The 11,822-nt window shown below is 48.3% G+C and carries 12 protein-coding genes; 5 read left to right on the top strand and 7 right to left on the bottom strand.

The features are described from left to right. Positions 1-20: 20 nt before the first annotated feature. Positions 21-377, bottom strand: a complete 357-nt coding sequence (locus tag D5S11_RS10345; RefSeq protein WP_007409224.1) for a YtxH domain-containing protein — start codon at positions 375-377, stop codon at positions 21-23. Between the two features lie 117 nt (positions 378-494). On the opposite strand from D5S11_RS10345, the gene yhzF reads away from it, so the two are divergent. Beyond that, the gene (gene yhzF, locus D5S11_RS10340; RefSeq protein ID WP_007409223.1) at positions 495-686 is read left to right on the top strand and encodes a membrane protein YhzF; all 192 of its coding nucleotides are present in this window, start codon (positions 495-497) and stop codon (positions 684-686) included. Positions 687-743: 57 nt separating this feature from the next. On the opposite strand, the gene D5S11_RS10335 is transcribed toward yhzF, so the two are convergent. From D5S11_RS10335 to D5S11_RS10325, 3 genes are all read right to left on the bottom strand, one after another. After that, entirely contained in the window at positions 744-1,262 is a 519-nt protein-coding gene (locus D5S11_RS10335) for a tryptophan transporter (RefSeq protein ID WP_007409222.1), read from the bottom strand. Between the two features lie 120 nt (positions 1,263-1,382). Continuing rightward, positions 1,383-2,462, bottom strand: a complete 1,080-nt coding sequence (gene serC, locus D5S11_RS10330; protein WP_108725068.1) for a 3-phosphoserine/phosphohydroxythreonine transaminase — start codon at positions 2,460-2,462, stop codon at positions 1,383-1,385. Between the two features lie 135 nt (positions 2,463-2,597). After that, positions 2,598-3,035, bottom strand: a complete 438-nt coding sequence (locus D5S11_RS10325) for an HIT family protein (RefSeq protein WP_007409220.1) — start codon at positions 3,033-3,035, stop codon at positions 2,598-2,600. Positions 3,036-3,525: 490 nt separating this feature from the next. On the opposite strand from D5S11_RS10325, the gene ecsA reads away from it, so the two are divergent. From ecsA to D5S11_RS10310, 3 genes are read left to right on the top strand one after another with little or no spacing between them, the layout of a single operon-like run. Further along, positions 3,526-4,269 carry an ABC transporter ATP-binding protein EcsA gene (gene ecsA, locus D5S11_RS10320; RefSeq protein WP_003155231.1) on the top strand — a complete coding sequence of 248 codons (744 nt, stop codon included), beginning with the start codon at positions 3,526-3,528 and terminating at the stop codon, positions 4,267-4,269. Then, positions 4,262-5,488, top strand: a complete 1,227-nt coding sequence (locus D5S11_RS10315) for an ABC transporter permease (protein WP_007409219.1) — start codon at positions 4,262-4,264, stop codon at positions 5,486-5,488. The genes ecsA and D5S11_RS10315 overlap by 8 nt, the downstream gene beginning before the upstream one ends. 42 nt (positions 5,489-5,530) lie before the next feature. Then, positions 5,531-6,235, top strand: a complete 705-nt coding sequence (locus tag D5S11_RS10310) for an EcsC family protein (RefSeq protein WP_032871112.1) — start codon at positions 5,531-5,533, stop codon at positions 6,233-6,235. 22 nt (positions 6,236-6,257) lie between these two features. Here D5S11_RS10310 and D5S11_RS10305 read toward each other — a convergent pair whose 3' ends face one another. From D5S11_RS10305 to hmoB, 3 genes are all read right to left on the bottom strand, one after another. After that, positions 6,258-7,445 (bottom strand): M20 family metallopeptidase, encoded by a 1,188-nt coding sequence (locus D5S11_RS10305; protein ID WP_108725067.1) that lies wholly within the window; start codon positions 7,443-7,445, stop codon positions 6,258-6,260. 68 nt (positions 7,446-7,513) lie between these two features. After that, positions 7,514-8,899 (bottom strand): hypothetical protein, encoded by a 1,386-nt coding sequence (locus tag D5S11_RS10300; protein WP_108725066.1) that lies wholly within the window; start codon positions 8,897-8,899, stop codon positions 7,514-7,516. Between the two features lie 117 nt (positions 8,900-9,016). Beyond that, positions 9,017-9,517, bottom strand: a complete 501-nt coding sequence (gene hmoB / locus D5S11_RS10295) for a heme-degrading oxygenase HmoB (RefSeq protein ID WP_032871115.1) — start codon at positions 9,515-9,517, stop codon at positions 9,017-9,019. 122 nt (positions 9,518-9,639) lie between these two features. On the opposite strand from hmoB, the gene D5S11_RS10290 reads away from it, so the two are divergent. Then, positions 9,640-11,781: a transglycosylase domain-containing protein gene (locus tag D5S11_RS10290; RefSeq protein ID WP_020955588.1), complete on the top strand. Its 2,142-nt coding sequence runs from the start codon at positions 9,640-9,642 to the stop codon at positions 11,779-11,781. The last annotated feature ends 41 nt before the right edge of the window (positions 11,782-11,822 follow it).

Below are 11,822 nucleotides of genomic sequence, written 5' to 3'. Positions count from 1 at the left end.
TTTTTTGGTTGTATAGGATATTAGTTTTGTAAGGTTTTCTCCAGCTGTCTGATTTTCTCTTCAATATCAGCGATTTCCTTCTGGAGATCCTGCTGGTGCGGTTTGATTTCCTCCTGCCACCTTTTAATGCTGGTCTGAAGCTCTCCGCCTACGTCTTTAATGACTTCTGCGCTTTCTTTCGCCGTTTGGACAAGCTGGTCCTTAAGCGCCATTCCGTCTTTTTTTAACCGTTTGATTGTGTCCTCAATTGAATTGCAATTCGCTTTGATTTTGCCCCGCAGCTCTTTTCCGGATGAAGGAGCCGAGAGTAACACCGCTGCGCCTCCGATCAATCCGCCTACGAAAAGGCCTGTTAAAAGGGAACGTCCGTCAGCCATTTGAAATCACCCCGTTTTTTTTCTCATAACTTTTATCATTTTTGTTCAGAAGAATAAACTTCTATACATAGCTTGCTTTATTTTAGCATATTTTTTAAGGGAAAAGGAGGGAGAAGGTTGTCTGTCTTTATGATTGTTTTATCTTGTATGGCTCTTGTCTTTGCGGCGGGCGCCGTTTATTACCTGAAACTGCTCGGCCAGGCCGCTTCTTATCCGCCGAAGCGGGTCGTCCGCCAAAAGGCCATTGTCTGCTCAGCAGGAACCGCCCTCGCATTGTTCCTTATCTTTTTCACAAAACTTCTCGTATAAAACATGCTGAAACACATTAAAAAACCTCTTCCGGCCGGAAGAGGTTTCGGTATGCGGTTATTTCACCGTTTCAATCATATTGGACCGTTTTAAGATCGTCTGCACAATCGGATGCATAATGATAATGGCGATCGTATTCAGCGCAGCCGCCGGAAGGACGACCGCGAGCACCAATGCGGTGAATCCGCCCGGCAGGCCGACAATCAGAAGGGCCAGCGCCAAAAAGAGCAAACCGGAGATGAAGGTGCCGGCTATCGTAATGACGGCGGCGGGCGCTGTTTTCACGCTCTTTTTCACCAAAAGCGCCAGCGCGAGAAACAGAAACGCCGTTACCGGTTTTTCAATGATATTCGGAAGCTGTCCGCCCGGAAAAGATGTCGTGAGTGCGGAAATGATTCCCGTTACAATCCCAATCATCAGCACGTTCTGCACACGGGGGAATAACAGAATACCCATAAACATCATCACAAGCATCATATCGGGTTTCATTCCGAATAATACCGGCGGCATAATGGAATGAAGCACCGCTCCGATTGCCGCAAACAGGGCCATAATGACTAATTCTTTTGTTTTCATACTAAGCTCTCCTCTGCTAAGCTTTTTCGCCATCCAATAATATGCTCGTCATTTATTGCGATGGCCGGAAAAATTGATATGCAAACAGTATATCAAAGGAACCGTTATGTTAGAAGAAATTTATTCGTTTTCCTGCTGGAACTTTCTCATAAACTGAGCCAGTTTTTCACAATCAGCCAGGCTGACGGCGTTGTAGATAGACGCCCTGCAGCCTCCGACTGAGCGGTGGCCTCCGAGTCCGGTCATTTTAGCCGCTTTCGCTTCTTCAACGAATTTTTTCGTGAGACTGCTGTCGCGGAGGGTGAACGTGACGTTCATGTGAGAGCGGCTGTCTTTTGCGGCATGCCCCGCGTAAAACCCGCCGCTTGCGTCGATTGTGCCGTACAGGACGTCGGCCTTTTCCTGATTGCGCCGTTCAGCCGCTTCGACACCGCCGTTTTCAGCCAGCCATTCAAGGATGAGGCTCAGCATATAAATCGCAAATGTAGGCGGCGTATTATACAGTGAATCGGCTTTTGTGTGAGTGGAGTATTTCAACATTTTAGGGACGTTGGCGTTTTCGTTTTCAAGCCATGATTTTTTCATGATGACGACCGTGACGCCGGACGGCCCGAGGTTTTTCTGGGCTCCGCCATAGATGACATCAAACGTTTTGACATCAATTTTTCTGCTCAGGATGTCGCTTGACATGTCGGCTACGAGCGGGATCGGTGAATTCGGGAACTCTTTCCACTGCGTTCCGAAAATCGTGTTGTTTGACGTAATATGCAGGTAGGCGCCGTCTTTGATTCCTGAGAGGTCCGCTTCCGGTATGTGGTTGTGGTTTGAATCTGCGCTTGTTGCCGTGACGGATGTGTTTCCGAACAGTTTCGCCTCGGCGAGTGCTTTTTCAGACCATGCGCCCGTTACGATGAAGTGCGCCGTTTTTTCCGGTGTTAAAAAGTTCATCGGCAGCATGGAGAATTGAAGGCTTGCGCCGCCTTGAAGAAATAAAATATCATAATCGTCGGGAATATCCATCAGTTCTTTCAGAAGGCTTTTTGCTTTTTGGTGCACCGCATCATATTCCGTGCTCCGGTGGGACAGCTCCATGACGGACATGCCGGTATCATTGAAGTTGACAAATTCTTTTTGTGCTTTTTGCAGCACATCCAGTGGAAGGGCTGCGGGTCCTGCATTGAAATTCGTTGTACGTTCCATGTTTACGATCTCTCCCTGTTTTCCGCTTTAGTGTAAGAAATAATACAATTATCCTATCACAATTTTTTGATTTTTTTGATATAAAAAAATATAATTTATGTTTTTTGTGTTTCCGGACGCAAAAAAACCTCATCTTTAAGATGAGGCAAGCCGTTTTCTGACGGTTGAAGCGATCTCCTGAAGATCGTCAGGCGTATAGTCTTCGGCGTGGGTCTTCCAGACAGCCCCGAAACCGTCGCCTTTTCCGTAACGCGGAATGATATGCATGTGAAAATGGAACACCGATTGGCCCGCTTTTTCACCGTTGTTATTGAGAATATTCAGCCCGATCGGCTCGAATTCATCGCGGATGGCGCGTGCGATTTTCGGCACCGCTTCAAAATATTCTTTAGAAAGCTCAGGCGTAAACTCGTACACGTTTTCGATATGTGTTTTCGGAATCACGAGCGTATGGCCTTTTGTGACCTGGCTGATATCAAGAAACGCCACGACGTGTTCATTTTCGTATACTTTTGAAGACGGAATGTCACCGGCAATGATTTTGCAGAAAATACAATCGTCCGCTTTGTGCATAGATGGGTTTCCTCCCTGAAAAGAAATATATGTATATTCTCATCGTACCACAAAAACGGCCAAAACAAAAAACAGGATGAACGGCTGCGCGTTCACCCTGATGCAGAAGGTCGAGCTTTATCACAGAAAATTGAATATGCCTTTTGTAAGCACCTCATTTGTTTTTAAAATGAAGACTTATGGGTCTGCTTAATCATTCCTGGGACAAACACCTCATTTGATTATTTCATCATGAATGAAGAACATCATCAAAGCAGTGTGTGAAGAAATTGTAAGCACAGGACATGTTGATTTTCATCCAACTGTTCTAAGACGTCTTTTATAAACACCTCATTTTCAGTTGATTAAAGCTGTTTCCTTCTACATACATTATGATGTCCGCCAAAACGATAACTATGCACCCTTTTCACGTGAGAAAAAAAGGGAATCGTTTCAAATCAGACTTTATTTTTGGTACTATGAAGAAAAACGAATCAGAAGGGGAGAAATTATGTCTCTGCTATCGGTAAAAGACTTAACCGGCGGTTATACGAGAAACCCGGTCTTAAAAAATGTTTCATTCACCCTTGAGCCGAACCAGATTGTCGGACTCATCGGATTAAACGGCGCGGGAAAAAGCACGACGATCCGGCATATTATCGGATTAATGGACCCGCATAAAGGCTCGATCGAGCTGAACGGCAAGACGTTTTCGGAGGATAAGGAAAGCTACCGCTCGCAATTTACGTACATCCCCGAAACGCCGGTGCTGTATGAAGAACTGACGCTCAAAGAGCATCTGGAGCTGACGGCCATGGCGTACGGCCTTTCCAAAGAAACGCTTGAAAAAAGGCTTCCTCCGCTTCTGAAAGAATTCAGAATGGAAAAAAGGCTGAAATGGTTTCCCGCTCACTTTTCCAAAGGGATGAAACAGAAAGTCATGATCATGTGCGCGTTTCTCGCGGAGCCTTCGCTTTATATCATTGACGAGCCGTTTCTCGGCCTTGACCCGCTTGCGATCAATGCATTGCTGGAGCGGATGGACGCCGCGAAAAAAGCCGGATCAAGCGTGCTGATGTCAACGCATATCCTGGCTACGGCAGAGCGCTACTGTGACGCTTTCATTATTTTACATAACGGCGAAGTGCGGGCAAGCGGCACACTGGAAGAACTGAGAGAGCAGTTCGGCATGAAAGACGCAGCTCTTGATGACTTGTATATCGAACTGACGAAGGAAGACGCCGGCCATGAATAATATGTCTACGATTTGGCAGTCCCGGCTTGAAGAGCATATAAAGGAAACCAGAATGTATATGAAATATATGCTCAATGATCATCTCGTCATTGTGCTGATCTTTTTTATTGCCGGCGCGGCAAGCTGGTACAGCAAGTGGGTCAAAGACATTCCCGTTCATTTTCCGTCATTTTGGGTGATGGCGGTGCTCTTTTCATTTGTGCTGACCGGTTCATACGTCCGGACGCTGTTAAAGGAAGCGGACCTCGTGTTTCTGCTGCCGCTTGAACCGAAAATGGGGACATACTTTAAGCATTCATTTAAGTACAGCTATCTGTCACAGCTGTTTCCGCTTATTGCTCTGTCGCTTGTATGCATGCCCCTGTTTTTCGCTGTAAGTCCGGGGGCGTCGCTTGCGTCGTATGCCGCCGTATTTATTCAGATGCTGGCGGTAAAAGCGTGGAATCAGGCCATGGAGTGGCGGATGACGTTTATGAATGACAGAAGCATGAAAATGATGGATGCGGTCATACGCTTTATCTGCAATATGCTGCTTTTATACTTCGTCTTACAGTCGTTTTATGTGTACGCTGCCGCCGTCTACATTGTGATGGCCGGCCTTTATGTGTATTTCACATCGGCCGCAAAACATAAATCATTAAAATGGGAAGCTCATATTGAATATGAATTAAGAAGGAAGCAGCGGTTTTACAGAATCGCCAATCTGTTTACCGATGTGCCTCACCTGAAAAAACAGGCAAAACGCCGGGCGTATCTCGACTTTTTGCTCAGAATGATTCCGTTCGAACAGCGGAAAACGTTCTCCTATATGTATGCGCGGGCCTTTCTGCGTTCAAATGATTATCTCGGCATTCAGGTCAGGCTCACGATTATTTTTATCCTGATTATTATGCTCGTTTCCGCCAATCCGTGGATAACGGCGGCGTTAACCGTATTTACCGTCTTTATTACGGGAATACAGCTTCTCCCGCTGTTCGGGCATTTTCATCATCTTTCTCTGCAGGAGCTTTACCCGGTCAATCAGAAAGCGAAGCTGCAAAGTTTCTTTTCGCTGATGAAATCGGCATTAACCGTGCAGGCGCTGCTGTTCTGTGCAGCGTCAGCCTATGCCGCGGGAGTCAGCGGGGCGCTGTATGCGGCTGTTGCTTCAGCCGTTCTGATTTTTGTGATCATGCCTTCGTATATGGGCGGAAGATTGAAAAAGTACGGCAAGCTGTAATCAATCGGGTTTTTGAAACCTCAATGAAAGAAGGAGACACAGATGACCGACGATCAGCAGCTGATACAGGAAGCACTGCAATGGAAAGCGCGTTTTTTACGCAAAGATTCTATGCTTGAACGTTTTTCTAAAGGAATGCAGGCGAAAATAAATGAGCGGATTCCTGATAAAATTCATGCCGTCATCACAGAAAGCATTAAAAAAATGACCGAAGCAACAATGGCGGGTTCAAATCTGGTGAAAGGCAAGCGGGATACAAACGGTATGACGCTTGCTGAAAAAGATGCCCTCGCCAGACAAACCATCGCATCGTACCAAAAGGTCGCGGCAGCCGAAGGTATCGGTACGGGGGCCGGCGGAATTTTTTTAGGGATGGCTGATTTTCCTTTGCTGTTATCCATTAAAATGAAATGTCTGTTCGATCTTGCCTCTATTTACGGCTATGATGTGAAAGACAGGGATGAACGATTGTTTTTGCTGTTTATTTTTCAGCTGGCTTTCTCAAGCGGTGAACAGCGGAAACGCATATACTCAATGATTGAACAGTGGGATTCGAAAAAGCATGATGTCGATTGGAGAGTTTTTCAGCAGGAATACCGCGATTATCTGGACGTGGTGAAATTGTTTCAGCTTTTGCCGGTCGTCGGAGCCGCCGTGGGCGGAGCGGCCAATTATAAACTGCTGTCACAGCTCGGTGAGACGGCAAGGCACGTTTTTCATTTAAGAATCACAGCAGCCGGTACGTAATGTACCGGCTGTTTTTTATGCCCTATCGGGGGTAGCTCACCGCGGCGCCGATAAGCACTTTGGCGGCCGTCAGCATCGCTTTTTCATTAAAATCAAATTTCGGATGATGATGAGGATAAATGGTTTCCGCGTTTTCTAAAGCGGCGCCCGTAAAGAAAAATGCGCCTTTTGTATGCTGCAGATAATAGGAAAAATCCTCTCCGGCCATCTGCGGCTCTCCTTCAATGACTTTCGTAACGCCGTCTGTTTCCGCTGCGGCGGCCGCCACGTGCGCCGCTTCCTCGGGATGATTGACGACGGCGGGATAACCGCGCTTGAAACGATATTCATAGGAAGCGGAGTGCATGGAACAGATTCCTTTTACGACGGCTTCTATTTCTGCTTCGAGCAGGCTGCGCACACTTTCGTCAAACGAGCGGACGGTGCCTGATATGACTGCCTGATCGGCAATCGCATTAAACGGATTTTCAGCGGTGAACGAGCCGGCTGAGATGACGGCCGGCTGCACCGGATTTACCCGCCGGCTGACGATATGCTGAAGAGCCGTGACGATTTGTGAGCCGATTAAAACGGCGTCCTTCGTATCGTGAGGAATCGCGCCGTGGCCGCCTTTGCCGATGACTTTTATCGTAAAGCCGTCAGCGGCGGCCATCACTGCGCCCGGGCGGCATAAGACCGTCCCGACGGGTTCAGTCGCCCAAAGGTGAGTGCCGAAAATGGCATCGACATGCTCGAGGCAGCCATCCTCAATCATTGATTTTGCTCCGCCGGGAGATAATTCCTCGGCGTGCTGGTGAATCATCACAAATGACCCTTTCAGTTTTTCCCGGTTGCGGTACAGCACTTTTCCGACCGCGAGCAGAGCCGCCGTATGGCCGTCATGCCCGCAGGCGTGCATGACGCCGGGAATTTGTGAAGCATAGGGCACATCTTTTTCATCCTGTATCGGCAAAGCGTCAAAATCAGCTCTGAGTGCCACGACCGGTCCCGGTTCACCGCCTTCAATATAGGCTGTGACACCGTTTCCCCCGACATTCGTCCGGATGGGAACGCCGAGCTTTTCATAAAATGAGGCGATGAACGCCGGTGTTTTTTTCTCCTTAAAGGATGGCTCGGGATTCATGTGAAGGTGACGCCTGATTTCAACCATTTCCTCATACAGCCCGTCAAGCTGAGCGTTTAAGCTTTTTTGAAGTGTCGTTAACGTCAAAAGCGATGCCCCCTCGTCTGCTTTTCCCATGATTGTATAGAAAATGTCAGAAGATTTCAATCCTTTTGCTACGGGAGAATGATGATGGCGGCGATCGTTGTGACGACTAGCCCGGCCGCAACCGGGATAAAGTTTTTCCTGGCAAGCTCAAACGGATCAACTTTACAAATAGCCGCAGCGGGGATCAGTGCCCAAGGGACCAATGTTCCGCCCCCGACCCAGATCGCTGAAATCTGGCCCAGCGCCGTTAAAACGGCCGGGTCCGTATGAAGCGCGGCGGAAAACAGCTTTGCCATCGAGCCTGCAAGAGATATACCGGAAAACCCTGACCCGTCGAGCCCGGTAATCGCACCGACTGCGGCCAGGGCGATGCCGGCGAATTCTCCGGACATCGGAAAAGAATGGGACAGGGCCAATCCGAGGTCATTGACGATCCCCGCAGATCCTTTCGGCAGCGGGGTGTTCAAAATACTTTTAAACCCCGCGTCACCGAGATAAAAGAAGGCCGCGATCGGAATGACGGGGCCGAATACTTTAAAGCCGAATTGAAAACCGCCGATAAAATACTCGGTGATCTTTTCTAAATGCCGCTCTTTATATACAATGAAATGAATGATCAGGAGAATGCCGATCGCGGTTCCTCCGACGAGTGCCGTCGCATCGTTTCCTTGCAGACGGTATACGATCATGCAGATAATATCGGCGAGAAAAACAAGCGGAATGAAAACCGCCAGGATCACCCTGAGTTTTTTCGGCAGATACATACTTGTGTCCAAAGAACCGGAGCTGTCCAAGGAGAGGGGGGCCTTCGTTTTTTTTCGATCCCGCATGATGAGGAAGAAAGCGGTGATTGTCGTCGTTAACCCCATGATCAAAACGAGCGGAATACTTGCCTGCATGACATCGCTCACGGGAATGCCCGCGGCATCGGCCGTTAATTTCGGGGCCGCCTGAATGACATAATCCCCCGATAAAGCGAATCCGTGGCCGAACAGGTTCATCGCCATAGCCGCGGCGATCGGAGAAAGGCCCGCTCGGATCGCTGCGGGAAGCAGCACAGCGCCGATCAGCGCCACCCCTGGTGACGGCCAGAAAAAAAGAGAGATGGCAAACATCAGGCAGCCGATAACCCAATACGCGACAGCCGGCCCTTTCATCACCTTTGCAAACGGAGAAATCATCGCTTCATTAATACCGGTTTCGGTCAAGAGGCCGCTCATCGCCACGATAAAACAAATGATAAAAATCGTCGGCAGCAATTCTCCGGCTGCATACGTGAAGCTGTGAAACAGGCTGCTGACCGAAGCGGAGAATGAATGCGTCGTCCATAGCGCAATCACAAAAATGCCGGCGAGTGAAATAAAGGTTGTATCTTTCCTGAGGAGCATAAAAACGATAATGGCCGCGATAAAAGCAACATAAAGCAGATGTACCGAGTAGACGCCGATCCCCAATTGAACCACTCCGTTTATAAATAGGATTGCTACAGATTATTCATAGGCGGGCGGAAGGTGCAAAGAAGGATGCGTAAAATCGGGACATCAAAAAAGCCGGAGAATCTCCGGCGGTTTTCAGTCTATTGCGTAATAAGCGGTTACATAAGACGGGCGGGAGAAAATAGACGTTGTGTCGATGCCGGCAGATGTTCCGCGTTTTTTATGAGCTTCCTGATAAGAGTTTGACTGCTGCCAGCCCTGAAAGGCTTTTTCCTCTTCCCACAGGGTCAAAATGACATACGTATCGCCTTCAAGCGGTCTTAATACGCGGATGGCTTCAAAACCGGGTTCATTTTCCACTTTGCCGGCGCGGTTTTTAAACCGGTTTTCAAACAGCGGACGGCCTTCCTGGGTAACGGCGATGTTGTTGAGGACGGCGTAGCCCGGATTTTTGATTTCCCCGACGCTGTCGATGCTTTCATAGGAATGGGGCGCCTGAAAAACGGTTTCTCCATTTGTTTCATGAATTAAAACCGCATTATCCTCCCCTTGCATCAGCACCATATTCTCACTCGGGTGTTTCTTTGCAATCGTCTTTAAAAAATCGGCTGTCCCGTATGTAATATAAACCTTCATATCAGCCACCTCCTGCTTGCTAGTATATCAAAAGAGTGGTATAAGTTTCTATTGGCGACTCATTCTGACATAATTCGAAACAATATTTCCCATACTACAAGTTAAGAAAGGCGAGGTGACTTATGCTGAAAAAGAAAAAAAGATTCTTTATTCCGGCTGTAATTGCGGCGGCAACCGCTTTTCTCGCGTTAATCGGATACATTATCATTATATTTCTCGGCCATTATGTCATCGATGAAAAGAAATTAATACTGCACGCATCTTCAAAAATCGTCGATCAAAACGGTGATGAAATCGCGAGCCTCTATACGGAAAATCGCGAGCCGGTATCCATTCAGCAGGTTCCGGAAGATGTGAGAGATGCCTTTATCGCCGTTGAAGATAAACGGTTTTACGAACATCACGGCATTGATGTGAAGTCTGTCGGCCGGGCGGTGTTCCGGGATGTTTTAGCAGGCGGCAAGGTGGAGGGCGGCAGCACGATCACCCAGCAGCTGGCGAAAAACATTTTTCTGACTCATGATAAAACATTTTTGCGCAAGACGAAGGAAGTCATTATCGCCATCAATCTTGAGCGTGATTACAGCAAGGACAAGCTGCTTGAAATGTACCTGAACCAGCTTTATTTCGGCCATGGCGTTTACGGCATTCAAGCCGCGTCCCACTACTACTTTAATAAAGAAGTAAAAGATTTAACCGTTGCAGAAGGAGCCGTTCTGGCAGCGATTCCGAAGGCGCCATCTCTTTATTCGCCGATTCAGCATCCGGATAAAAATAAAGAACGCCGCGATACGATTCTTGCAATGATGAACGACCAAGGCTATATCAGCGCCAAGGAAGCCGTCAGAGCCCAGGGCCGGACATTGGGGCTTAATGTCAAGAAAACATCAGAAACGCCTTGGTTTGACAGTTATATCGATCTTGTCATCAAGGAGGCGGAATCCCGTTATTCGATGTCGGGTGAACAGCTGCTTCAAGGCGGCTATACGATCCGGACGTCACTTGATTCCAAGCTGCAGAAAACGGCATACACCCTCATGAAGGAAAGCGGCTATTTTCCGGGGACGGATCAGGCGGCAGAGGGAAGCGCCGTCTTTATTGATAATAAAACCGGAGGCGTGCGCGCGGCAGTCGGCGGACGCGACTACGTGACAAAAGGATACAACAGGGTTACGGCGAAGCGGCAGCCGGGCTCAACGTTTAAGCCGATTGCCGTATACGGGCCCGCCATGCAGGAAGACAAGTTCAAACCGTATTCGCTTCTCCAAGACAAACTGACGTCCTACGACGGGTATGAACCGAAAAATTATGACGGACAGTACAAGGGGGAAGTGACGATGCAGGATGCGATCACTTACAGCATAAATGCGCCCGCTGTCTGGACATTGAAGCAGATCGGCGTAGATACGGGAAAATCGTATCTTGAGAAAAACGGCATGAACATTTCTGACAACGGACTCGCGATTGCGCTTGGCGGTCTGTCAGAAGGCGTCACCCCGCTTCAGCTTGCCGGAGCTTATCATACCTTTGCGGCAAACGGAATGTATACGAAGCCATTTTTTATAGAGAACATCACGGACGAAGACGGAGAAACGTTATCCGGGCCTAAAAACGGCAAAACGCGCGTCTTCAGCGGACAGACGGCATGGAATATGACGAGAATGCTTCAGCAGGTCGTAAAAGAAGGAACCGCTTCACAAGGCAGCTATCAAGGTGACCTGGCGGGGAAAACCGGCACGACCACATTTCCCGGCGTCCCCGGCGCGACAAAGGACGCCTGGTTTGCAGGATACACTCCCGGACTGACGGGAGCCGTCTGGATGGGCTATGACAAAACGGATAAAACCCATTACCTGAAAGGCGGAAGCCAATACCCGGTCAGACTCTTTAAAGATATCGTCACAAAAGCGGGGGAAAACGGCCGGACATTCAAAAAGCCTGAAAATGTGAAGGAACTGGGCAGCCCGATTGAGCTGGAGGCGGTAAAGTCCCTGTCGGCCCGTTATACATTTAAGGCGATGGGACTGATTACGGTTCAATTAAAATGGGATATTCAAAAGGATGATCGGGTTGTTTACCGAATATATGAGAAGAAAGACGGAAAAGACAAACTTCTGGATTCGGTGAAAGGAAAAGGCAGCTTTGACATACCGTACGCCAATCTGTTTTCAGGGGCTTCATACAAAGTCGTTCCATATAATTCACAGACGGATCAAGAAGGAGAGGGAACGGAATACGTTCAGCCGAAGCTTTTTTCTTCTTAATCATGAATTCGGCGATTTTTTGAACATTAAGCCTCAATTCT

It is taken from the genome of Bacillus sp. L75, assembly GCF_003676355.1.
Taxonomy (GTDB): Bacteria; Bacillota; Bacilli; order Bacillales; family Bacillaceae; genus Bacillus; species Bacillus velezensis.
This window is presented reverse-complemented; position numbering and strand designations above follow the sequence as displayed.

Excerpts from the sequence above, each read along its gene's own strand:
- D5S11_RS10335 (WP_007409222.1), bottom strand. The coding sequence starts at position 1,262 with ATGAAAACAAAAGAATTAGTCATTATGGCCCTGTTTGCGGCAATCGGA.
- serC (WP_108725068.1), bottom strand. The coding sequence starts at position 2,462 with ATGGAACGTACAACGAATTTCAATGCAGGACCCGCAGCCCTTCCACTG.
- D5S11_RS10345 (WP_007409224.1), bottom strand. The coding sequence starts at position 377 with ATGGCTGACGGACGTTCCCTTTTAACAGGCCTTTTCGTAGGCGGATTG.
- ecsA (WP_003155231.1), top strand. The coding sequence starts at position 3,526 with ATGTCTCTGCTATCGGTAAAAGACTTAACCGGCGGTTATACGAGAAAC.
- D5S11_RS10315 (WP_007409219.1), top strand. The coding sequence starts at position 4,262 with ATGAATAATATGTCTACGATTTGGCAGTCCCGGCTTGAAGAGCATATA.
- D5S11_RS10310 (WP_032871112.1), top strand. The coding sequence starts at position 5,531 with ATGACCGACGATCAGCAGCTGATACAGGAAGCACTGCAATGGAAAGCG.
- D5S11_RS10325 (WP_007409220.1), bottom strand. The coding sequence starts at position 3,035 with ATGCACAAAGCGGACGATTGTATTTTCTGCAAAATCATTGCCGGTGAC.
- D5S11_RS10290 (WP_020955588.1), top strand. The coding sequence starts at position 9,640 with ATGCTGAAAAAGAAAAAAAGATTCTTTATTCCGGCTGTAATTGCGGCG.
- hmoB (WP_032871115.1), bottom strand. The coding sequence starts at position 9,517 with ATGAAGGTTTATATTACATACGGGACAGCCGATTTTTTAAAGACGATT.